Annotated in this window: 19 protein-coding genes; 12 read left to right on the top strand and 7 right to left on the bottom strand. The window is 66.0% G+C overall.

Translation table 11 applies throughout. The features are described from left to right. Positions 1–131: 131 nt before the first annotated feature. The gene (locus tag ACNH6H_RS05675; RefSeq protein WP_418316359.1) at positions 132–2,864 is read left to right on the top strand and encodes a zinc-dependent metalloprotease; all 2,733 of its coding nucleotides are present in this window, start codon (positions 132–134) and stop codon (positions 2,862–2,864) included. A gap of 39 nt (positions 2,865–2,903) precedes the next feature. On the opposite strand, the gene ACNH6H_RS05670 is transcribed toward ACNH6H_RS05675, so the two are convergent. From ACNH6H_RS05670 to ACNH6H_RS05660, 3 genes are all read right to left on the bottom strand, one after another. Further along, positions 2,904–3,125: a hypothetical protein gene (locus ACNH6H_RS05670; RefSeq protein WP_418316357.1), complete on the bottom strand. Its 222-nt coding sequence runs from the start codon at positions 3,123–3,125 to the stop codon at positions 2,904–2,906. A gap of 146 nt (positions 3,126–3,271) precedes the next feature. Next, positions 3,272–3,472 (bottom strand): hypothetical protein, encoded by a 201-nt coding sequence (locus ACNH6H_RS05665; RefSeq protein ID WP_418316355.1) that lies wholly within the window; start codon positions 3,470–3,472, stop codon positions 3,272–3,274. Positions 3,473–3,686: 214 nt separating this feature from the next. After that, positions 3,687–5,513 (bottom strand): aminopeptidase P family protein, encoded by a 1,827-nt coding sequence (locus tag ACNH6H_RS05660; RefSeq protein ID WP_418316354.1) that lies wholly within the window; start codon positions 5,511–5,513, stop codon positions 3,687–3,689. A gap of 177 nt (positions 5,514–5,690) precedes the next feature. On the opposite strand from ACNH6H_RS05660, the gene ACNH6H_RS05655 reads away from it, so the two are divergent. The 3 genes from ACNH6H_RS05655 to ACNH6H_RS05645 are packed head-to-tail and all read left to right on the top strand — an operon-like array spanning position 5,691 to position 8,714. Continuing rightward, complete coding sequence (locus tag ACNH6H_RS05655; RefSeq protein ID WP_418316352.1) at positions 5,691–6,485, top strand: endonuclease/exonuclease/phosphatase family protein; 795 nt, start codon at positions 5,691–5,693, stop codon at positions 6,483–6,485. Continuing rightward, on the top strand, positions 6,482–7,657 hold the full coding sequence (clsB, locus tag ACNH6H_RS05650) for a cardiolipin synthase ClsB (protein ID WP_418316350.1): 1,176 nt from the start codon (positions 6,482–6,484) through the stop codon (positions 7,655–7,657). The genes ACNH6H_RS05655 and clsB overlap by 4 nt, the downstream gene beginning before the upstream one ends. 4 nt (positions 7,658–7,661) lie before the next feature. Beyond that, complete coding sequence (locus ACNH6H_RS05645; protein ID WP_418316348.1) at positions 7,662–8,714, top strand: lysylphosphatidylglycerol synthase domain-containing protein; 1,053 nt, start codon at positions 7,662–7,664, stop codon at positions 8,712–8,714. On the opposite strand, the gene ACNH6H_RS05640 is transcribed toward ACNH6H_RS05645, so the two are convergent. Genes ACNH6H_RS05640 through ACNH6H_RS05630 form a run of 3 tightly spaced genes read right to left on the bottom strand, consistent with a single transcriptional unit; the run spans position 8,704 to position 11,808 of the window. Then, positions 8,704–9,474 (bottom strand): ABC transporter permease, encoded by a 771-nt coding sequence (locus tag ACNH6H_RS05640; protein WP_418316347.1) that lies wholly within the window; start codon positions 9,472–9,474, stop codon positions 8,704–8,706. The two genes, ACNH6H_RS05645 and ACNH6H_RS05640, sit on opposite strands and share 11 nt — an antisense overlap. After that, a complete protein-coding gene (locus ACNH6H_RS05635) occupies positions 9,471–10,397 on the bottom strand; it encodes an ATP-binding cassette domain-containing protein (RefSeq protein ID WP_418321238.1) in 927 nt (308 codons plus the stop codon). Before ACNH6H_RS05635 ends, ACNH6H_RS05640 begins: the two co-directional genes overlap by 4 nt. A gap of 40 nt (positions 10,398–10,437) precedes the next feature. Continuing rightward, complete coding sequence (locus tag ACNH6H_RS05630; RefSeq protein WP_418316345.1) at positions 10,438–11,808, bottom strand: TAXI family TRAP transporter solute-binding subunit; 1,371 nt, start codon at positions 11,806–11,808, stop codon at positions 10,438–10,440. Between the two features lie 149 nt (positions 11,809–11,957). Here ACNH6H_RS05630 and ACNH6H_RS05625 point away from each other — a divergent pair, with 149 nt between their 5' ends. From ACNH6H_RS05625 to ACNH6H_RS05600, 6 genes are all read left to right on the top strand, one after another. Next, positions 11,958–12,788, top strand: coding sequence for a zinc-dependent peptidase (locus ACNH6H_RS05625; protein ID WP_418316343.1), 831 nt, complete (start codon positions 11,958–11,960; stop codon positions 12,786–12,788). 195 nt (positions 12,789–12,983) lie between these two features. Further along, positions 12,984–14,774 (top strand): peptide ABC transporter substrate-binding protein, encoded by a 1,791-nt coding sequence (locus ACNH6H_RS05620; protein ID WP_418316342.1) that lies wholly within the window; start codon positions 12,984–12,986, stop codon positions 14,772–14,774. Positions 14,775–14,859: 85 nt separating this feature from the next. Beyond that, on the top strand, positions 14,860–15,819 hold the full coding sequence (locus tag ACNH6H_RS05615) for an ABC transporter permease (protein ID WP_418316340.1): 960 nt from the start codon (positions 14,860–14,862) through the stop codon (positions 15,817–15,819). Further along, on the top strand, positions 15,785–16,714 hold the full coding sequence (locus ACNH6H_RS05610; protein ID WP_418316338.1) for an ABC transporter permease: 930 nt from the start codon (positions 15,785–15,787) through the stop codon (positions 16,712–16,714). Before ACNH6H_RS05615 ends, ACNH6H_RS05610 begins: the two co-directional genes overlap by 35 nt. Before the next feature lie 135 nt (positions 16,715–16,849). Next, positions 16,850–17,827 carry an ABC transporter ATP-binding protein gene (locus tag ACNH6H_RS05605; RefSeq protein ID WP_418316337.1) on the top strand — a complete coding sequence of 326 codons (978 nt, stop codon included), beginning with the start codon at positions 16,850–16,852 and terminating at the stop codon, positions 17,825–17,827. Beyond that, positions 17,824–18,843, top strand: a complete 1,020-nt coding sequence (locus ACNH6H_RS05600; protein WP_418316336.1) for an ABC transporter ATP-binding protein — start codon at positions 17,824–17,826, stop codon at positions 18,841–18,843. The genes ACNH6H_RS05605 and ACNH6H_RS05600 overlap by 4 nt, the downstream gene beginning before the upstream one ends. On the opposite strand, the gene argP is transcribed toward ACNH6H_RS05600, so the two are convergent. Beyond that, complete coding sequence (gene argP, locus ACNH6H_RS05595; protein WP_418316334.1) at positions 18,828–19,745, bottom strand: HTH-type transcriptional regulator ArgP; 918 nt, start codon at positions 19,743–19,745, stop codon at positions 18,828–18,830. The two genes, ACNH6H_RS05600 and argP, sit on opposite strands and share 16 nt — an antisense overlap. Positions 19,746–19,874: 129 nt before the next feature. Between argP and ACNH6H_RS05590 the strand changes: the two genes are divergently transcribed. Next, positions 19,875–20,519 (top strand): LysE/ArgO family amino acid transporter, encoded by a 645-nt coding sequence (locus ACNH6H_RS05590; RefSeq protein WP_418316332.1) that lies wholly within the window; start codon positions 19,875–19,877, stop codon positions 20,517–20,519. A 35-nt stretch (positions 20,520–20,554) separates the two neighbouring features. Next, positions 20,555–21,454, top strand: coding sequence for an acyl-CoA thioesterase (locus tag ACNH6H_RS05585; RefSeq protein ID WP_418316331.1), 900 nt, complete (start codon positions 20,555–20,557; stop codon positions 21,452–21,454). Positions 21,455–21,471: the final 17 nt, after the last annotated feature.

Below are 21,471 nucleotides of genomic sequence, written 5' to 3'. Positions count from 1 at the left end.
GGCCGGGGGTTTCACCGGCTTGTCGGGATGGCGGGCCTGATTTCCAATCAAGCTTTGCGGGCCCACTCCGGCGGCCCGCGGCGGCAGCGGATGGCAGCAGCTGCGGCGCCTTTTTGACAAGAGTGGGTGATATGTTCGTTTTCTGGCGGTCGCGTTCTGGCCGCGTGTTTTCCTGTGTGTTGCTGGCAGCATTTGCCAGCGGCTGTGCCAACCTGAAGGCGCTGACCAGCGCACCGGCGAAGGGGCCGCAAGCGGCACCGGTTGCCGCCGGTGCCGCCTCGTCGCCGTTTGCCGCGACCAGCGAACGCAAGGCCGATCCGGCACCGTTCAAGCCCTTCGATGACGTGATCAAGGGTGCGGTGCGGCAGGATGGCTTCGTTCCGGTCTGGCGCAAGCATGAAAAGGTCTGGCTGGAGATCGCGCCGACGCTGCTCGACCAGCCCTTGCTGCTGTCGGTCAACATCGCCGCATCGGTCGGCGAGCGTGGCCTGTACGGCAGCCAGATGGGGCCGGCCTGGCTGGCCAGCTTCCGCCGCATCGGTGAGTCGCAGGTGCAATTGATCGCGCTGAATACGCACTATTCGGCCGACAACGGCTCGATGCGTGCAGCGATCGAACAGGGCTTCTCGCACAGCCTGCTCGGCTCTGCGGCGGTCGTCAGCGCACCGCACAAGACCAGCCAGGCGGTGCTGATCGATGCCGCCTTCCTGCTGTCGGACATGCCCGGCTATTCGACCCGGCTCGAATCGGCATTCAGGTTGCCGTTCGGCATCGACCGGGCCAATTCCTTCTTCGAGAAGATCAATGTCGGCGACGAGCTGACATCGCTGAATGCACGGATCCATTTTGCGACCTCGCGGATCCCGGCGCCGCCGCTGCGCGCCGGTGGTGATCCGACGCCGCCGCCGCCGAAATCGACGCCGGACCCGCGCAGCCTGTTCGTCGCCTATGTCTACAACTTCCTGAAGCCGCCGGCCGAGCCGATGGCGCGCCGCCGCACCGATCCGCGGCTCGGCCATTTCTTCGATGTCGTGACCGACCTGAGCAGCGACCTGAAGCCGAATCCGCGGATGCACCTGGTCAAGCGCTGGCGCCTCGACAAGCAGGACCCGCAGGCGGCGATGTCGGAGCCGCGCCAGCCGATCGTCTTCTGGCTCGACAAGAATATCCCGCCGCGTTATCGGCCGGCGGTCGAGGCCGGCGTGCTCGAATGGAACAAGGCCTTCGAGAAGATCGGTTTCCGCAATGCGCTGCAGGTCCGGCAGCAGCCCGACGATGCCGAGTGGGACACGATGGACGCGCGGCACGCGTCGATCCGCTGGTTTGTCGGCGCCGATGTCGGCTTTGCGATCGGCCCGAGCCGCTCCGATCCGCGCACCGGCGAGATTTTCGATGCCGATATCGGGATGAGCGATGTATTCGGCCGTGGCGCGCGGCGCTTCATCGTCGAGGATGTCGGCCGGCAGCAGTCCCGGCCGCACATCGACGGCCACGGCGGCGTCGTTCATGGCGCCGGCATGCCCTGGGAGCGCGGCGGCGTCGAGGCCTGCAACCTGATGCAGGAGGCCGCTGCCGAGATGAACTTCGTGCTCGACGTGCTCGAGGCGCGTGGCGACATCGAGCCGGACAGCCCGCAGGCCGAAGCCTTCGTCCACGCGGTGATCAAGGACACGATCATGCACGAGGTCGGCCATGCGCTCGGCCTGAAACACAATTTCAAGGCGTCGACCGTTGTCAAGCGCGAGCAGCTGCGCGACAGCAGCTTCACCGAGAAATACGGCATCTCCGGTTCGGTGATGGACTACAACTCGTACAACCTGCCGCTGCGCGGCGAGGCTGCGGCGACGATCAACAACACGACGATCGGCCCTTATGACTACTGGGCGATCGAATATGCCTACAAGCCGATCGACCCGGCCGATGAAGAGAAAGAGCTGACGAAGATCGCGGCGCGCGCGGTGACCGATCCGCTGCTGTCCTATGCCGACGATGCCGACTCGAACGGCGTCGGCGGCAGCGAGGGCATCGATCCGCTGGCCAATGCCTTCGACCTCGGTGACGATCCGCTCGATTTCCATCGCAAGCGCCTGCAGTTGTCGCGTGAGCTGTGGCAGCGCGTGCAGCAGCGCCAGCCGCAACCCGGCGACGATGCGCAACGCCAGCGGCGGGTGATGTTCAGCGGCTTCCGCCAGCTCGGCCGCGCCGCCGATCTGGTCGGCAAATATGTCGGCGGCATGCATGCGGTCCGCGACCTGCCAGGCACCTCCGAACGGCGCGCGTTCACGCCGGTCGACCCGGCGAAGCAGCGCGACGCGCTGCGCTTCCTCGCCGATGGCTTGTTCAAGACCGACAGCTTCCAGTTCGAGCCGGAGTTTCTGGCCAACCTCGCGCCCGACTACAACGAATGGGACCGCAGCGGTCCGGTCAGCGTGCCGGGCGCGGTGCTGCAGATACAGAGCGTGGTGCTGAACCGCCTGCTCAGCGCCGGCACCGCGACGCGGCTGCTCGACCTGCCGATGTACCTGCCGAAAAGCGAGCGCCGCGACCTGATCTCGCTGGCCGAGGTTTATTCGACCTTGCAGGATTCGATCTGGAGCGAATTGCGCAGCGGTGACGACATCGCACAGCTGCGGCGCAACCTGCAACGCGAACACCTGAAGCGGATGCAGGTGATGTTGACCAAGGGATCGTCGAGCCTGCCGCCCGACGCGCTGAGCCTGATGCGGATGAATGCGGTTGATCTGCAACGTGACCTGCAGAAGGCGACGCGCCGCAAGTCATTGTCGGTCGAGGCGCGTGCCCATCTGCAGGACAGTCTCGCGCTGCTGAACGAAGCCTTGAAGGCGTCGATGACGCGCGGCTGACCGGCGGCGCCTGCACGGCTGCAACGCGCCGGAATACGCTCACTGCGTGCGCTGGCCGTTGCGCGATTCGGTGGCCGACTCTTCGACCCGCGCGACATCGGTCTGCTTGCGCTCGACGCTGCCGGTCACGACAACCCGCGGCAATTGCGCCACCGGCTGGCTGGGCTCGGTGCGGGACGGGAAAAACTCGCCGCCGATGGCAAGCGTGCCGCCGACAAGCAGCGTGAAGGTCAGGGTCAGGGTGAAGAGGCGGTCGATCATGATGGGCTCCTGTTGTTCTCGATCTCGCCGCATTTCCCAGCGGCTTGATTGAACTCTAGGAGTGCTGCGGCGGCTTGCCCAGCGGCATGCGACAAGTGGCGCGCAGGCGGGAGTGAACTGCGTCTGGCGACGATGGACCGACTTCGTCAACGGCCGCTTGCCGCCGACTCGCCGGCCGGCCTGACCTTGCCGACCACGACGACCCGCGGCAGCTCGTAGACGGGCATCGCGGCGGGCTCGGCGGGCTCGACCGACGGTGTTTCATGCCGCCATTCGAGGGCGCCAGCCAGCGACAAGGTCGCGAAGCAGGCAAAAAGGAGGGCGAGGACTGTGTTGCGGCTGATCATCACGGATTCCGGACGGATTGCTGCCAGAGCTGGCGAGGCAAGCACTGTCGCAAACCCGTGTCGCGCTGCAAGCGCCGCGCGACCGGCCGCGCACTTGTGGCGACGAACGGCAGTCGGCGGCGACGAATCAACTTCGTCGCTCAGCAACCGCTGCGCAGAGTGGGTGGCGCGCCGCGCCCCGCGATGCTGCGCGGGCTGACCGGTAGCGGCTCGATCAGATCGCGGCGGTGCGCTCGACCAGCCAGGCCAGCGCGTCGCCGTCGAGCAGCGGCGACAACCGCTCGCGCACCGTCTGGTGGTAGCGGTTCAACCAGTCGACCTCGTCGGCGCGCAGCAGGCTGCGCTCGATGCAGCGGGTATCGATCGGGCACATCGTCAGCGTCTCGAACTCGAGAAATTCACCGAACCCGCTTCCTTCGGCGGTCTGCGCCGGCACGTTGAGCACCAGGTTCTCGATCCGCACGCCCCATGAACCGGGCCGGTAGACACCGGGTTCGACGCTGGTGATCATGCCCGGCTCCATCGCCATCTGCGGTTCGGCAATCGTGCGCGAAATGCTTTGCGGCCCTTCGTGCACGTTCAGGAAGTAGCCGACGCCGTGGCCGGTGCCATGGCCGAAATCGAGCCCCTCCTGCCACAGCGGCGCGCGCGCCAGCGTGTCGAGCATCGGCGACAGCGTGCCGCGCGGAAATTTCGCCCGGCTCAGCGCCATCGTGCCCTTCAGCACCAGCGTGTAGTCGCGTTTCTGTTCGGCACTGACGCTGCCGATCGGCCAGACGCGGGTGATGTCGGTCGTGCCGCCGAGGTATTGCCCGCCCGAGTCGATCAGCAGCAGTGTGCCGACGTCGACGTCGATCACCGCATGCGACTGCTCGGTCGCGCGGTAGTGCGGCATCGCGCCATTCGCGCCGAAGCCGGCAATCGTCGCAAAACTGGGGCCGACGAAGCCGGGCCGCTTCGCGCGTGCCGCGGTCAGCCGCTCGTCGACGGTCAGCTCGGTGATGCGGCCGCGCTGCGCCGGATCGGCGAGCGCCTGCTCGAACCAGGCGTAGAACTCGCACATCGCCGCGCCGTCCTGCGCCATCGCCTCGCGGATGAAAGCGGCCTCGGCCGATGTCTTGCGGCTTTTCAGCAGCGTGCTCGGGTTGATGGCCTCGACCACGCTGGCGTGCGCGGCAATCTGCTGGCGAAGCCCGAGCGTGACCCGTTTCGGGTCGATCAGCACCGTGCTCGCTGCCGGCAGCGCTGCCAGCGCGGCAGCGGCCGTGTGGTAGTCGGCGATGCGCACGCCGTCTGCGGCCAGCGTCTGCTGCAACGCGGCGTCGACCTTGCCGGCGCCGACAAACAGCGTTGCCGAATCGGCATCGATCAGTGCATGGGCGAGGAATACCGGGTTGAAGCCGACATCGGCACCGCGCAGGTTGAACAGCCACGCCAGATCGTCGAGCGTCGACACCAGGTGGTGGCTGGCGCCGCGCTCGGCCATCGCCTGGCGCACCTGGCCGAGCTTGGCGCTGCGCGCGGTCGCCGCATGGGGCGGTCGATGCTCGTAAACCGGGGCGGTCGGCAATGCCGGCCGCTCCGGCCAGGCGGCGTCGATCACATCGATGTCGCTGCGCAACGCGATCCCGGCGCTTTCCATCGCGCGGCGCAGCGCCTCAGCGGCCGCCAAACCGAGCACCCGGCCGTCGACCGCCAGCGACGCACCCCGGGGCAGGTGGTCCTTCAGCCAATCGACATGCTGGTTGCCGGCGCCGGTCGGAATCCTGACCAGTTCGATGCCGCTGCCGCCCAGTTCATTCTCGGCCTGCGTCCAGTAACGGCTGTCGGCAAATACCGCCGCCTCCGACGTCGTCACCACCAGCGTGCCCATCGAGCCGGTGAAGCCGGAAAACCATTGCCGTGCCTGCCAGTGTTCGGGCAGGTATTCGGACAGGTGCGGGTCGCTCGACGGCACCAGTACGGCATCGAGCTGTCGGGCTTGCAGCGCATCGCGCAGGCGTTCGATGCGCAGGCGAAAGATCGAGGTGCGGTTGTCCATGGCGGGTCCAGCGTGCGGTGAAAGACCGATTCTATGGAACGGGGGCTGGCAGGGCGGGCCTTGAAAGCCGCCCGCAGTGCCGTCATTTTCGGTTGACAGGGAGATATCGCCCCGTCCTACAGCCTTCATCGCTGTTGTTGGTTACAAATGAGGAGTCACAGCAACCATCAGATGCCGATGTCCGGGACTGCCGAACCAAGCACGCCGACAGCCCCTGCGCTCGAACCTTTCACGCTGCGGGTGTTGACCGTGAATACCCACAAGGGCTTCTCGTCCTTCAACCGCCGGTTCATCCTGCATGACCTGCGCGATGCGGTGCGCGAGGTCGGTGCCGACATCGTCTTTCTGCAGGAAGTGCAGGGCGCACACCAGACCCATGCGCGGCGCTGGGCCAACTGGCCCGAAACGCCGCACTATGAATTTCTCGCCGATCAGATCTGGGCCGATTTTGCGTATGGGCGCAATGCAATCTATCCGCATGGCGACCATGGCAATGCGGTGTTGTCGAAATTTCCGATCACTTCGTACCAGAACCGCGACATCTCGATCCTGGGCCCGGAAAAACGCGGCATGTTGCACTGCGTGCTCGAGTTGCCGAGCCACCTCGGCCGCCAGCTGCATGTCGTATGCATCCACCTCGGCCTGCGCGAGCGGCATCGCCAGCGCCAGCTCGAGCTGCTTCGCCACATGCTCGACAACGACATTCCGGCCGATGCGACGGTGATCGTCGCCGGCGATTTCAATGACTGGCGGCGCCGCGCCAATGCGATCCTGCGTGGCAGCGGCCTGCAGGAGGTATTCGACTCGGCACATGGCGCTTCTGCACGCAGCTTCCCGGCGCGCTTTCCGCTGTTGCGGCTCGACCGGATCTATGTGCGCAATGCGCGCCGGCATCGCCCGATCAACCTGCACCGCCATCCGTGGTCGCGACTGTCCGACCATGCGCCACTGGCCGCGGAGGTGAGCTTGTGAGCGGGCGGTGGTTCGACGGCAACAAGGTCACGCTGCTGGAAAACGGCGAGGCCTTCTTCCCGCGCGTCTTCGAGGCGATCAATGCCGCGCGCAAGGAAGTGCTGCTCGAGACCTTCATCCTGTTCGAGGACAAGGTCGGGCTCGCATTGCACGAGGCGCTGCTCGGCGCGGCCAAACGCGGCGTGCGGGTCAGCGTGCTGGTCGACGGTTACGGATCGCCCGACCTGTCGGAGGAATTCATCGGCAGCCTGATCCGGGCCGGCGTGCGTTTCCAGGTCTTCGATCCGATGCCGAAGCTGTTCGGGTTGCGACTGAACGTGTTGCGCCGGATGCACCGCAAGCTGATCGTCATCGACGGCGAGCGCGCCTTCATCGGTGGCATCAATTTCTCCGCCGACCACCTCGCCGATTTCGGTCCGCAAGCCAAGCAGGACTATTCGGCCGAGGTCGAGGGGCCGGTGGTCGGCATCATGCTGAATTTTGCCCGCCGTGCCGCGCGCGTCGGCCAGCCGAGTCGCCGCTGGCTGCGCCGCACGCCGCTCGAGTTGCCGCCGCCGGCCGGCGAGGCCGAGGCCTTGTTCGTCACCCGCGACAACCGGCATCACCGCGACGATATCGAGCGCAACTACCGGGCCGCGATCCGCGCCGCACGCAAGCGCGTGTGGATTGCCAACGCCTATTTTTTCCCGGGTTACCGCTTCATCCGCGAGTTGCGCAAGGCCGCGCGGCGTGGCGTCGAGGTGATCCTGATCCTGCAGGGCGAGCCGGACATGCCGGTGGCCAAGGCCGCGGCGTCGACGCTGTATGAAAACCTGACCCGCGCCGGTGTGCAGATTCATGAATATTGCCGCCGTCCATTGCATGGCAAGGTCGCGCTGGTCGATGATGAATGGGCAACGATCGGCTCGAGCAACCTCGATCCGCTGAGCCTGTCGCTGAATCTGGAAGCGAATCTGATCGTCCGCGACCGCGAACTGAATCACCAGCTCGGCGAGCGGCTGCAAAGGCTGCTCGAGACCGAGTGCAAGAAGGTGATGCCGGAGCAGCTCGAGCGGTCGAACCCGTGGACGGTGTTTCGCAATACGCTGATCTTCCACTTCCTCCGCCATTTCCCGCGCTGGGCGCCGCGGCTGCCGAGCATTGCGCGGCAGGCGGCACCGATGCGGCTGTGACGCGATGAGTACCCGCACCGCTCGGCATGGTCGACTGCACGCGCTGCGCGAGCGCTTTGCCTCGCTGCGCGACAGCGCGTGGTGGCCGTGGCTGAAGCGCGCTGGCGTATTTGCGTTTTTTGCGCTGGTTGCCTGGCTGCTGATCGAGCAGGCGCGCGACATCGAGTGGAGCAAGGTCGCCGAATCGATGAAGTCGCGGCCGCTGCCGATGCTGCTGCTGGCCGCCGGCCTGGCCTTGCTGAGCCATTTGATCTACAGCACCTTCGACCTGTTCGGCCGCCGCGTCACCGGACACGACCTGCCGACACGGCGGGTCATGATGACGGCGTCGACCAGCTATATCTTCAACCTGAACCTCGGTGCGTTGATCGGCGGAATGGCTTTCCGCTACCGGCTGTATTCGCGCCAGGGCCTGAAGCCGGGGACGATCGCGACGGTGGTGGCGACCAGCATGTTGACCAACTGGATCGGTTATCTGCTGCTCGCTGGCGTCGTGTTGCTCGCCTTCCCGCCCGAGCTGCCGGCCGACTGGCCGATTGCCGGCGCATCGATGCGGCTCGCCGGGATCGTGATGATTGCCGGCGCGGCCGCCTGGCAGCTCGCCTGCCTGTGGTCGAAGCGCCGCGAGTGGAACGTATTCGGCCATCCGATCCGGCTGCCGAGCGCCCGGCTGGCCGCCTTGCAGATCCTGCTGTCGGCAGCCAACTGGGCGGTGATGGGCGGCGTCGTGATGGTGCTGCTCGGCGGCGACGTGGCCTATCCGCTGGTGCTCGGCACGTTGCTGGTTGCCGCGGTCGCCGGTGTGCTCGCCCATGTGCCGGCCGGTCTCGGCGTGCTCGAGGCGGTATTCGTCGCGCTGCTCGGCTCGCAGATGGCGCACAGCGAGGTGATCGGCGCGCTGCTGCTGTACCGCGCGATCTACTATCTGGCGCCGCTCGTTGTCGCGGTGCTGATGCAGTGGCGGCTCGAATCAACCGCCGGCGACGATGGCGCGGAGCAGCCCGCGAATGCGTCGACTCGGCAATCGACCGAGGTCTCGGCGCCGGTCAGCTCCTGAGGCGGTAACCGGTGCGGAAGATCCAGATCACCGTCGCCAGCGCAATGGTGAGAAAGGCCAGCGTCATGCCGAGGCTGACCGCGACCGGCACGTCGGCCATGCCGTAGAAACTCCAGCGGAAGCCGCTGATCAGGTAGACGACCGGATTGAACAGTGCGACGGTCTGCCAGAACGGCGGCAACATATCGATCGAGTAGAAGCTGCCGCCGAGAAAGGTCAGCGGCGTGACGATCAGCAGCGGCACCACCTGCAGCTTCTCGAAGCCGTCGGCCCAGATGCCGATGATGAAGCCGATCAGGCTGAAGGTCACCGCGGTCAGCACCAGGAACAGCAGCATCCAGACTGGATGCGCCACCCGCATCGGCACGAACAGGCCGGCGGTTGCGAGGATGATCAGTCCGAGCACGATCGACTTGCTGGCCGCCGCGCCGACATAGGCGAGCACGATTTCGACCCAGCTGACCGGCGCCGACAGCAGTTCATAGATGGTGCCGCTGAACTTCGGAAAATAGATGCCGAACGACGCGTTCGAGATGCTCTGCGTCAGCAGCGACAGCATGATCAGCCCGGGCACGATGAAGGCGCCGTAGCTGACGCCATCGATCTCCTGGATCCGCGAACCGATCGCCGCGCCGAAGACGACGAAGTACAGCGAGGTCGAGATCACCGGCGAGATCACGCTTTGCATCAGCGTGCGCCGGGTGCGCGCCATCTCGAACAGATAGATCGCGCGGATTGCATGCAGGTTGAGCCGGCTCATGGCGTATCCCTGACCAGGTTGACGAAGATGTCTTCGAGCGAGCTTTGCGTCGTGTGCAGATCCTTGAAGCGTATGCCGGCATCGCCAAGCGCCTGCAGCAGCTCGGTGATGCCGCTGTGTTTGGCCTGCGCATCATAGGTATAGGTCAGCCGCAGGCCGTCGTCGGACAGTGCCAGCGAAAATTCCGCCAGCCCGGCAGGCAGCTGATCCAGCTGCTGCTGCAGATCGAGCGTCAGCTGCTTCTCGCCGAAGCGGCGCATCAGTTCGGCCTTGTTCTCGACCAGGATGATCTGCCCCTTGTTGATCACGCCAACGCGGTCGGCCATCTCCTCGGCCTCGTCGATATAGTGGGTCGTCAGGATGATCGTCACGCCGGTCTCGCGCAACTCATGCACCAGCTGCCACATCTCGCGGCGCAGCGTCACGTCGACACCGGCGGTCGGCTCGTCGAGGAACAGCACCTGCGGTTCGTGCGACAGCGCCTTCGCGATCATCATCCGCCGCTTCATGCCGCCCGACAGCGTCATGATCTTGTTGTCCTTCTTGCCCCACAGCGTCAGGGCCTTCAGGATTTTCTCGATGTGGGCCGGATTGGGCGGCTTGCCGAACAGCCCGCGGCTGAACGACACGGCATTCCAGACCGTCTCGAACGCGTCGGTCGTCAGCTCCTGCGGCACCAGGCCGATCAGCGAGCGCGCGGCCCGGTAATCGACGACGATGTCGTGGCCGTCGACCAGCACCTGGCCCGAGCTCGGGTTGACGATGCCGCACAGGATGCCGATCAGCGTCGTCTTGCCGGCGCCATTCGGGCCGAGCAGCGCAAAGATCTCGCCGCGCGCAATCTGCAGGTTGATGCCATCCAGCGCCTTGAAGCCGCCGGCATAGGTCTTCGACAACGCGGTGATCGAGATGATGTTCGGCATCGGTGCGGCTGAAGGGAAGGTGGCGGCGATTGCCATCGACTCAGCCGGGTTGCGGCTCTTCCGCCGCTGCCGCCTTGCGCCTGACCATCGCGATGTGGCCGCGCAGCGCATACAGCTCGTCGGCATAACTGAGCGGCACATGGACATTGGCGACGCGTTCGGCAATCGCGTCGAGTTCGTCGACGAGCTGCTGCGCAGGCCGCTGGCCGATCTCGTTTTCCAGCGTCTGCAGCTGTCCATACCAGCGGAACACCCGCGAGCGGATGCGGAACTGGTACAGCGGCGGCACGATGCGCGACAACGGGATCAGGATCGCGATGATCGACACCAGCACGACCCACATCCGGTCGATCAGGTTGGCGGTCCAGAACGGCAGGTAGCGCTGCAGGAATGGCGGACCATTGCGGTAGAAACGTTCGGCCTCGGCCGCCAACGGTCGCTCGGTGCTGCCGGCCTTCGGAAAATCGCCCTTGCGCGAGAACCAGCCCGACTCGCTGTGGATCGTCGTCGCCGCCTGCACGAAGAGCTGGATCAGCGCCGGGTGCACGGTATTGCGGGCCAGCAGCGTGGCCGTCGGCGCGACCAGCCGCACATCGGCCGGCGGCTGGTCGAGCGCCAGATCGACGACCCCGCGCGGCAGCACGACGGTGCTGAGGAACGGAAAGCGCCGCGAATAGGCCTCGGCCTGTGCAAAATCCATCAGCCGGATGCCCGGCGTCTTCAGCAGCATCTGCACCATCAGCGACTCCGGCGCCGATGCAAAGACAAGGGCGTCCGATTCGCCCGCGAGCAGGCTCATCACCGCCGGCGTCTGGGGTTGACGCAGCAGCGTCAGCGACTGCGGTGCAATCGCATGCGCATCGAGCAAGGTGTCCATCAGCTGCGGCACGCCGCTGCCCGGCGCACCGATGTTGACGCGCCAGCCCTGCAACTGGTGCAGGTTGGCGAGACTTGGTGCATCGCTGGCGCTGCCGCCGCCAAGCAGCCGGCGCGCGCTGTCTTCACGGTAGAACAACCAGACCGGTTCGTAGAACAGGCTGCCGAGCGACACCAGCCGGTCGTCGGCATCGTCTTCGCTGCGCCGCCGTGGCTCGTCGGTGCCGCCCTGGATGAAGGCCAGGTCGACGCCGGATTCGGGATCGTTCAGCAGTGCGAGGTTTTCCGCTGCGCCCTGCGTCGTCCGCAATTCGACGCGGATGCCGTGCTGCTTCAGCAGCGTCTGGTAACGCTTGCCGAATTCGGAATAGGCGCCCTGGTCGGCGCCGGTTGCGAGCACGACGTGTTTCGGCGGCGTCGGATCGAGGAACCAGTAGGCGACAACGAGCAGTCCGACCGCGAGTGCGATGAACGGTCCGGCGGTGACCAGCAGGTCACGGATCGACAGCAGGGTATTGCGCAGCGATTGGGGCATCTGGGGCAATGATGGCGCAAGCGAACGATAACCGCAGCCGTTGAAAGTGGGCCGGCCGGCCACATCTGCCAGATGCCGCTGTCACCGGCGGCCGGGCAGGAGGGCCTTTGCTGCCGCGAACCGGATCGCCGATGAACCCGTCTGCCATCGTGTCCCCCCTGCCCATTGTGCTGATCTGCGCGGCGGCGCTGGCGCTTGCCTGGTGGATCTGGTCGCAACCGTGGCGGCAGCGGCGCCGCCGCGCGCGGCTCGCCGGCCAGCCGTTCCCGGCCGCCTGGCGCGCCATCCTGCGCCGCCGGGTACCGCTGTACCGGCGCCTGCCGGCCGATCTGCAGCGCCAGTTGCGTGCACTGATCCAGGCCTTCATCGCCGAAAAGGCATTCATCGGTTGTGCCGGTCAGGCGATCGACGACGAGGTGCGGGTGACGATTGCGGCCCAGGCCTGCCTGCTGCAGCTGAACCGGCGATCGGCCGACCTGTTTGCAAACTGCCGGCAGGTGCTGGTTTATCCGGCGGCGTTCATCGTCGAACGCGCCGAGGGCCTCGGCGCAGGTCTGGTCAGCGAGCAGCGGCGCGTGCTGCTCGGCGAATCGTGGTCGCGCGGCCAGATCATCCTGTCGTGGCCGGACTGCCTCGCCGGCGCCGCCGACCCGGACGACGGCCACAACGTCGTGATCCACGAATTTGCGCACCAACTCGATCAGCTGACCGGATCCGCAAACGGTGCACCGCCGCTGCCATCGCGTGCGCGGCATGCCCGCTGGTCGGCGGTGATGAACCGCGAATTTGCCGAACTGCGCAAGCGTGCGGCGCTCGGCCAGCCGGCGCTGCTCGACGCCTATGCCGCGACCGAGCCGGCCGAATTCTTCGCCGTCGCCAGCGAGGTCTTCTTCGAGCGGCCGGGCCCGCTGGCCGCCGAACATCCGATGCTTTACGACGAGCTCGCGGCCTATTTCCGCGTCGATCCGCTGAACTGGTGAAGGCGCCGCGGCCGCGCTTGATGGTCCGGGCCCGATCCTTGCGATGCTCGTTTGTCCCTAGCCGCCAGAGAGCCAAATCCCGGGCGGACCCGGATATCGGAATGCCGGCGGATGGCTACCATTTGCCGCACCCGCCGCACCAGGTTCGTGCGGTACCCATACATCTCGCCGGATGGCCGGCCGTTGGAGGACAGCATGGAAGAACGTGATCTTCGGCAACTGATCGAAGAGGTACGCGAAGGCAAATTGCCGCGCCGCGGATTCATTCAGCGCATGGTCGCGCTCGGGCTGACCGCGCCGATGGCGTCGATGATGCTGATGCATTCGGGCATCGCGCAGGCGCAGACCGCGATTCCCTACAAGCCGACGAAAAAAGGCGGCGGCGGCACGCTGAAGCTGCTGTGGTGGCAGGGCCCGGTTCACCTGAATCCGCACTTCGCCGGCGGCACCAAGGACCAGGAAGGCTCGCGCATCTTCTACGAGCCGCTGGCTGCCTGGGATGCCGACGGCAACCTGGTGCCGGTGCTCGCGACCGAGGTGCCGACACGTGCCAACGGCGGCCTGTCGGCCGACGGCAAGACCGTGACCTGGAAACTCAAGCAGGGCGTGACCTGGCACGACGGCAAGCCGTTCACCGCCGACGACGTCGTCTTCACCGCCAAATATGCCGGCGATCCGGCGACGTCGACAGTGACGGTGGGCACCTACCGCGACATCAAGGTCGAGAAGGTCGACTCGCACACGGTGCGGGTCGTTTTCGCCAAGCCGACGCCGTTCTGGGCCGAGCCGCTGGTCGGCACCGTCGGCATGATCCTGCCGCAGCACCTGTTTGCCGAATATATCGGCGCCAAGTCCCGCGACAACCCGGCCAATATCAAGCCGGTCGGCACCGGGCCGTACAAGTTCCTCGATTTCAAGCCGGGCGACATGTTGCGCGGCGAGGCCTACGCGAACTACCACCAGCCGAACCGGCCGTATTTCGATGCGATCGAGATGAAGGGTGGTGGCGACGCGATCAGCGCCGCCCGTGCGGTGCTGCAGACCGCCGAATACGACTATGCCTGGAACCTGCAGGTCGAGGACGAGATCCTGAAGCGGCTCGAGGATGCGAAGAAGGGCAAGGTCACGATCGTCGCCGGCGGCAACATCGAATTCATCTCGCTGAACTATGCCGATCCGTGGAACGAGGTCGACGGCGAACGCGGCAGTGCGAAGAGCCGCCACCCGGCGTTCCAGGACAAGGCGGTGCGCGAGGCGATGGGGCTGCTGGTCGACCGCAAGGGCGTGCAGGAATTCATCTACGGCCGTACCGGCATCGCGACCGCCAACTTCCTGAACAACCCCGAGAAGTTCAAGAGCAACAACCTGAAGTTCGAATTCAACGTCGACAAGGCGAACCAGATTCTCGAGGCGGCCGGCTGGAAGAAGGGGCCTGACGGCATCCGTGCGAAGGGCAACACCAAGCTGAAGTTCGTCTACCAGACCTCGGTGAATCAGCCGCGCCAGAAGACCCAGGCCATCGTCAAGGACGCCTGCACGAAGGCGGGCATCGACCTCGAACTGAAGAGCGTGACGGCAGCGGTGTATTTCGGTGGCGATTTCGCCAATCCGGATACCTACCAGAAGTTCTGGACCGACATGCAGATGTACACGACGACGATGACGCAGCCCGACCCGCAGTACTTCATGGAGCAGCACTGCTCATGGGAGTTTGCGCAGAAGGCGAACAAGTGGGCGAGCCGCAACCTGACACGCTGGCGCAACGATGAATACGACGCCGCGCACAAGGCCGCGCAGGTCGAGCTCGATCCGGTCAAGCGGGCAGCACTGTTCATCAAGATGAACGATCTCGTCTGCGGCGACGGCTATGTGATTCCGGTCGTCTATCGGCCGCGCGCATCGGCCGCCGTGACCAAGCTGTCGGCGCCGTTGTCCGGCTGGGACAACGACATGTGGGCGCTGCCGCACTGGTACCGCGAGGCCTGAGCAAGACGTCGTTGCGCCCGTGAGCCTGGGCGGCCTGGCCGCCTGGCTCGCTCGCCCCTTTCTTCCACCCAACTAGGCATCGACCTTGGGCCAATATATCCTGCGCCGGATCCTGATCGCGCTGCCGAGCCTGTTCGGCATCAGCGTGATCCTGTTCACGGTGCTCGCACTCGCGCCGGGTGACCCGTTCGAGGACATCGCGCAAAACCCGAGCGTCCCACCCGAGGTGCGCATGGCGCTGCGCGCGCAGTTCGGCCTCGACGATCCGATCTGGCAACGCTACCTGCACTGGCTGACCAGCATGTTCCAGGGCAACTGGGGCTTCTCGTTCGTCAGCCGCATCGACGTCGACGAACTGATCATGCAGCGGTTGCCGGTGACGATTGTCGTGATCGGCGCGTCGCAGGTGCTCGCGCTGCTGGTTGCGCTGCCGGTCGGCATCCTCGCGGCGGTCAAGCCGTATTCGTGGTTCGACCGCATCGCCAGCACGCTTGCCTTCATCGGCTTCTCGCTGCCGACCTTCTTCACCGGCGTGTTGTTCATCCTGTTCTTCTCGATCTACCTCGGCTGGCTGCCGTTCGTTTTCCGAGCCGACATCAGCGAAACAGGCTGGCGCTGGTGGTGGGAACATATCCGTCAGTCGATCATGCCGGTCGCGGTGCTCGGCCTGTTCCAGGCCGCGAGCTGGATGCGTTATGTGCGATCGGCGGTGCTCGACGTGATTCGCCTCGACTATGTGACGACCGCGCGCAGCAAGGGTCTGGCCGAACGCGCGGTGGTGATGAAACACGTCGTGCGCAATGCGCTGATCCCGGTCGTCACGCTGGTTGCGCTGCAGATGCCGGCGGTATTCGGCGGCGCGATCGTCACCGAGCAGATCTTCCGGATACCGGGAATCGGCTCGCTGCTGATCGACGCGATCCTGCGCAACGACACGCCGGTGATCATGGCCGTGACCTTCGTGTTCAGTGTCCTGGTGATTCTTTTCAACCTCATTGCCGACGTGCTGTATGGCTGGCTCGACCCCCGCATCACCTACAACTGAGCTCGGCAAGACCGTAGCCAGCGTCTCGCCGTGGGCCGAAGCCTGGCGGCGCTTCCGCCGCCATCGGCTCGCCTACTGGAGCCTGTGGGTGCTTGGCCTGATGGTGCTGGCGGTGCTGCTTGGCCCGCTCTTCTACAAGGTCGGCATCAACGAGATCGATTTCCAGGCCCGCCTCGCGGGGCCGAGCGCCAAACATCCGCTCGGCACCGACGATCTCGGCCGCGACATCCTCGCGCGGGTGCTGTACGGCGGCCGCATCTCGCTGGCGGTCGGTCTTGCGGCAATGCTGATGGCGATCATCGTCGGCGTGCTGATCGGTGCCTTGGCCGGCATCTCGCGCGGCTGGGTCGACACCGCGCTGATGTGGGTCACCGACCTGTTCCTGAGCCTGCCGCAGCTGCCGCTGCTGCTGCTGCTGATCTTCCTGTTCCGCGATACGCTGAAGGCGGCATTCGGACTCGAGGTCGGCATCTTCCTGCTGATCGTGCTGGTGATCGGCGGCTTCCGCTGGATGCCGGTGGCGCGGCTGGTACGTGCGCAATTCTTCAGCCTGCGCGAGAAGGAATTCGTCGAGGCCGCGCGTGCACTCGGCGCGACGACGACGCGCCAGGTTGCGCGCCACATCCTGCCGAACAGCCTGGGGCCGGTGATCGTCGCCGCGACGATCGACGTCGCCGCGGCGATCATTGCCGAGAGCACGCTCTCGTTCCTCGGTCTCGGCTTCCCGCCCGACATCCCGACCTGGGGCCGCATCCTCTACGACGGGCGCGACTACATGGACATCGCGATGCACTGGGCGCTGTTCCCGGGGCTGGCGATCTTCATCACGGTGCTGACGATCAATTTTGTCGGTGACGGGCTGCGCGATGCGCTCGATCCGCGGCGAGTGTTATGAGACTTCTGCCGATGCAGACCCTGTCGGAGGGGCTTCAGCCCCGAATCGGGCTGCTGCCCATTCTGCAAATCGGGGCTGAAGCCCCACCCACGGACCTTCAACGCGGGCCTGTGCGTCGCCCAATGGATCTCTGAAATGGCGTTGCTGGAAATCAAGGGACTGAAAACCCATTTCAAGACCGACGACGGCTGGTTGCATGCGGTCGATGGTGTCGACATGGCGATCGATGCCGGCGAGACGCTCGGCGTCGTCGGCGAGTCCGGTTGCGGCAAAAGCGTCACCGCCAAGACCGTGCTGAAGCTGATCGACATGCCGCCGGGCAAGATCGTTGCCGGCCAGGTGTTGTGGCAGGGCCGCGACCTGGTGCCGATGGGTGACCAGGAGATGCGGCGGGTCCGCGCGAAGGAGATCGCGATCATCTTCCAGGAGCCGATGACCAGCCTGAACCCGGTCTACAGCGTTGGCGAGCAGATTGCCGAAAGCCTGCGGCTGCACGAGGGGCTGTCGCGCAAGGCGGCGATTGCCCGTGCCGTCGAGATGCTGGACCGGGTTCGCATTCCGACCGCCGCGCGCCGCGTTCACGACTATCCGCACCAGTTTTCCGGCGGCATGCGGCAGCGCGTGATGATCGCGATCGCGCTGGCCTGCAATCCGAAGCTGCTGATCGCAGATGAGCCGACGACCGCGCTCGACGTGACGATCCAGGCGCAGATCCTGGACCTGCTGGCCGAACTGAAAAGCGAACTCGGGATGGCGGTGATGCTGATCACCCATGCGATGGGCGTCGTCGCCGAGGTCGCGCAGCGGGTCGTCGTGATGTATGCCGGCAAGGTCGTCGAGGAAGCGCCGGTGGCCGATCTGTTCGCGAATCCGCGCCATCCTTATACCCAGGGCCTGATCCGCTCGATTCCGCGCATCGATACCGCGGCGACCCACAAGCAGCGCCTGGAGGCGATTCCCGGCACGGTGCCGAAACTGGTCGAGCCGCGCGAAGGCTGCCGTTTCGCGTCGCGCTGCCGCTATGTGCAGCCGGCGTGCACCACCGCAACACCGCCGCTGCGCGAGGTCGCGCCCGGCCACCGGGTGGCCTGCATTCTGGAGATCACGCCGTGAGCGCCGTCGATATCAAGCCGGTGCAGGCGTCTGCAGCCTTCGGCAAGGAAAAACTGCTCGAGGTGAAAAACCTCGTCAAGCATTTCCCGATCAAGGGTGGCTTGCTGCGCCGCACCGTCGACAAGGTGCACGCGGTCGACGGCGTCAGTTTCGACCTGAAGGCCGGCGAGACGCTGGGCCTGGTCGGCGAGTCGGGTTGCGGCAAGAGCACGACCGGACGCTGCATCCTGCGCCTGATCGAACCGACCTCCGGCGAAGTGCGCTTTGCCGGGCGCAGCGTGACCGGCGCCGGCCGCGACGAGATGCGCGCGCTGGCGCGCGAGATGCAGATCATCTTCCAGGATCCGTTCGCGAGCCTGAATCCGCGGATGACGGTCGGCGCGATCGTCGGCGAGGGGCTGGTGATCCACAAGCTCGCGGCCAATGCGCGCGAAATCGAGGAGCGCGTCGCGCAGCTGCTCGAGACGGTGGGCCTGTCGGCCGACCAGATGCGGCGTTATCCGCATGAATTTTCCGGCGGCCAGCGGCAGCGCATCGGCATCGCGCGGGCGCTTGCGGTCAATCCGAAACTCGTTGTCTGCGACGAGGCGGTATCGGCGCTCGACGTGTCGATCCAGGCCCAGGTCATCAACCTGCTCGAGGATCTGCAGGAGCAGTTCGACCTGACCTACATCTTCATTGCGCACGACCTGTCGGTGGTTGAACATACCAGCGACCGTGTCGCGGTGATGTACCTCGGCCGCATCGTCGAGATCGCTGCGGCCAACGAGCTGTATACCAAGCCGCTGCACCCGTATACCGAGGCGCTGCTGTCGGCGGTGCCGATTCCGGATCCGCGCGTGCAGCGCAGCCGCGTGCGCCTGCAGGGTGATGTGCCGAGCCCGATCCATCCACCGCCGGGCTGCCATTTCCATACCCGTTGCCCGATCGCGCAGAAGGGCCTGTGTGATCGCGAGACGCCGCAGCTGAAGCAGTCATCCGACGGCCATCTGGTCGCCTGTCACCTGCGCGGCTGAGGCGGCATCGGCCGCAGCGTCGCGGCCGCCTCGCGCACCGCCGCGGTCAGCCGCTGCGCCGATGGCGGCTCGCGTGTCCAGTGCTGCCAGTACAGGCTGACATCGACGACCGCGCCGGGCAGGATGTCGACCAGCCCCGGCCGCATCTCGAGGTGCTGCTCGGGAATCATTCCCCAGCCAAGGCCGTGCTCGATCGCCGCCTCGAACGCGTCGACCGCCGGCACGAAATGGCGCGGATAGTTCGGCTTGCGCAGGCCGAAATGCTGCTCGAGAAAGATGTCCTGCAACGCGTCCTTGCGGTTGAAGATGACTGCGGGCTCGGCGAGCAGGCGGTGTGCGGACGGCGCACCGCCGCGCGTGCGGCAGCGCTCGGCCACCGCGGGCGCGGCGACGCAGCGGTAGCGCATCACGCCGAGCGGTTCGGCGACGCAGCCGTGCATCGCCTCGGCCAGGGTCGTCACGCAGCCGATCACCTCGCCGTTTTTCAGCGCGTCGTGGGTGTGATCCTGGTCGTCGATGATCACTTCCAGCAGAAGCCGGTGCCGACGCAGGATCGGTGCGATGCCGGGCAGAAACCAGCCGCTGACCGAATCGGCATTGACGGCGACCGACAGGCTCTGCCATGCCGTGCCGCGCCGCCCGGAAACCCCGCCGCGCAGGCCGGCGAGCAGGTCGTTCTCCATCATCTGCAGCTGCTTGGCATGGGCCAGCAGCGCCTGCCCGGCGGGTGTCGTGCGGATGATCTTGCCGCGCACCAGCAGCCGCTGGCCGAGTTGCTCCTCGAGCGCCTTGATGCGCAGCGACACGGCGGCCAGTGACAACGACAGCGATGCCGCGGCCGCACCGAAGCTGCCATGCTCGACGACGGCGGCGAGGGTTTCGAGGTGGCGGGCGTCGAGCATCGTCAGATTGATTGAGTCTGATTGAAGCGTTCGAAGTTTAATTGAACGATCTTCAAGCCCAGCGGGTTCGCGGCGACACTGCAACGTTCCGTCGATCGGCACGGGCCGCCTTTTCCAGCAGAGTTTTTGATGACCCTCTCGTTTCCCGTTTTTGCCGCCGGCATGGCGCTCAGCCTGTCGCTGATCGTCGCGATCGGCCCGCAGAATGCGCATGTGTTGCGGATGGGCCTGACGCGCCAGCACCTTTGGCTGACGGTCACGGTCTGCATGTTGTCCGACATCGTGCTGATCGCGATCGGCGTGCTCGGGCTGGCGCAGCTCGGCGGCCTGTCGGACAAGCTGCAGGGCGCGTTGATCGGCGCCGGCATGCTGTTCCTGCTGGTCTATGGCTGGCAGGCCTTCCGCCGCTTCTTGCGCCCTGATCGCGCCGCCATCCCGATCGAGGCGGACAGTCCGGCCGGCGGAAGGGTGCGCAGCTTGATGACGCGCCGCCAGGCGGTGCTGTCGGCGCTGGCGTTTTCCTGGCTCAATCCGCATGCCTGGCTCGATACCGCGGTGCTGATCGGTACCGCATCGCTGGCGCATGGGCAGGGCAGCAGTGTCTTCGGTGCCGGCGCGGCTGCCGGGTCGGTGCTGTGGTTTGGCGTGCTCGGCGTGGCAGCCCTCTGGCTCGGCCGTCGTCTCGACTCGCTGCTGCTGTGGCGGGCGCTCGATGGGCTGGTCGCGCTGATGATGTGGGCCACGGCTATCTGGTTGTTCCAGACATTGTTGTAAGTGGCGTTGCGGCGCTCCCGTGAGATCATCGGCCGATGGTCAACGCATTGAATGAACTGGTCGAACTGCTGCGCGTCGAGCAGCTCGAGGACAAGCTGTTTCGGGGTATCAGCGCAGACATCGGCAACGCGCGGGTTTTTGGTGGCCAGGTACTCGGCCAGGCGCTGATGGCCGCGGCCAGCACCGTCGATCCCTCGCGCAGCGTGCATTCGCTGCACGCCTATTTCCTGCGCCCGGGCGACAAGTCCGCGCGCATCGTCTACGACGTCGACTGCATCCGCGACGGCGGCAGTTTCACGACGCGCCGCGTCGTCGCGATCCAGCACGGCAAGGCGATCTTCAATTTCGCCGCATCATTCCATCAGCGCGAGGTCGGGCTCGAGCACCAGGTCGAGCGGCCCGACCTGCCCGGTCCGGACGGCCTGGCGAGCCAGCACCAGATCTGGGCGCGGGTTCGCGATCGCCTGCCGGAACGGCTGCGCGCGCGCCTCGACATCGAGCCGGCGATCGAGATCCGCCCGTTGCTCGACCACGATCCGTTGACGCCGGGGCCGCTGCCACCACAATTCGACAGCTGGATGCGCGCGGTCGGCCAGTTGCCGGACGATCCGGTGCTGCACCAGGCGATGCTTGCCTATGCGTCGGATTTCGGCCTGCTGCGGCCGGCGCTGCAACCGCACGGGCGCAGCTTTTTCGAGCCCGACATGCAGGTCGCGAGCCTCGACCATGCGATGTGGTTCCACCGCGACTTCCGCTTCGACGAGTGGCTGCTGTATCGGACCGAGTCGCCGTTTGCCGGCGGCGGGCGCGGCTTCTCCAGAGGCAGCATCTTCAGCCGTGACGGCCAGCTGATCGCATCGGCGGCGCAGGAGGGCCTGATCCGCTCGAAAGCCCTGGCCAGCTCCGGATACCCGGCCGGCGGATCAGCCGACTAAGGCCTGAATTCACCCAT

It is taken from the genome of Pseudideonella sakaiensis, assembly GCF_048320135.1.
GTDB lineage: Bacteria > Pseudomonadota > Gammaproteobacteria > Burkholderiales > Burkholderiaceae_C > Ideonella_A > Ideonella_A sakaiensis_A.
The sequence above is the reverse complement of the archived record's forward strand: the minus strand, read 5'-3'. Positions and strand labels throughout refer to the sequence as shown.

Excerpts from the sequence above, each read along its gene's own strand:
- ACNH6H_RS05655 (WP_418316352.1), top strand. The coding sequence starts at position 5,691 with ATGTCCGGGACTGCCGAACCAAGCACGCCGACAGCCCCTGCGCTCGAA.
- argP (WP_418316334.1), bottom strand. The coding sequence starts at position 19,745 with ATGCTCGACGCCCGCCACCTCGAAACCCTCGCCGCCGTCGTCGAGCAT.
- ACNH6H_RS05660 (WP_418316354.1), bottom strand. The coding sequence starts at position 5,513 with ATGGACAACCGCACCTCGATCTTTCGCCTGCGCATCGAACGCCTGCGC.
- ACNH6H_RS05675 (WP_418316359.1), top strand. The coding sequence starts at position 132 with ATGTTCGTTTTCTGGCGGTCGCGTTCTGGCCGCGTGTTTTCCTGTGTG.
- ACNH6H_RS05630 (WP_418316345.1), bottom strand. The coding sequence starts at position 11,808 with ATGCCCCAATCGCTGCGCAATACCCTGCTGTCGATCCGTGACCTGCTG.
- ACNH6H_RS05645 (WP_418316348.1), top strand. The coding sequence starts at position 7,662 with ATGAGTACCCGCACCGCTCGGCATGGTCGACTGCACGCGCTGCGCGAG.
- ACNH6H_RS05635 (WP_418321238.1), bottom strand. The coding sequence starts at position 10,397 with ATGCCGAACATCATCTCGATCACCGCGTTGTCGAAGACCTATGCCGGC.
- ACNH6H_RS05610 (WP_418316338.1), top strand. The coding sequence starts at position 15,785 with ATGGCTGGCTCGACCCCCGCATCACCTACAACTGAGCTCGGCAAGACC.
- ACNH6H_RS05585 (WP_418316331.1), top strand. The coding sequence starts at position 20,555 with ATGGTCAACGCATTGAATGAACTGGTCGAACTGCTGCGCGTCGAGCAG.
- ACNH6H_RS05590 (WP_418316332.1), top strand. The coding sequence starts at position 19,875 with ATGACCCTCTCGTTTCCCGTTTTTGCCGCCGGCATGGCGCTCAGCCTG.
- ACNH6H_RS05640 (WP_418316347.1), bottom strand. The coding sequence starts at position 9,474 with ATGAGCCGGCTCAACCTGCATGCAATCCGCGCGATCTATCTGTTCGAG.
- ACNH6H_RS05620 (WP_418316342.1), top strand. The coding sequence starts at position 12,984 with ATGGAAGAACGTGATCTTCGGCAACTGATCGAAGAGGTACGCGAAGGC.
- ACNH6H_RS05665 (WP_418316355.1), bottom strand. The coding sequence starts at position 3,472 with ATGATCAGCCGCAACACAGTCCTCGCCCTCCTTTTTGCCTGCTTCGCG.
- ACNH6H_RS05670 (WP_418316357.1), bottom strand. The coding sequence starts at position 3,125 with ATGATCGACCGCCTCTTCACCCTGACCCTGACCTTCACGCTGCTTGTC.
- ACNH6H_RS05605 (WP_418316337.1), top strand. The coding sequence starts at position 16,850 with ATGGCGTTGCTGGAAATCAAGGGACTGAAAACCCATTTCAAGACCGAC.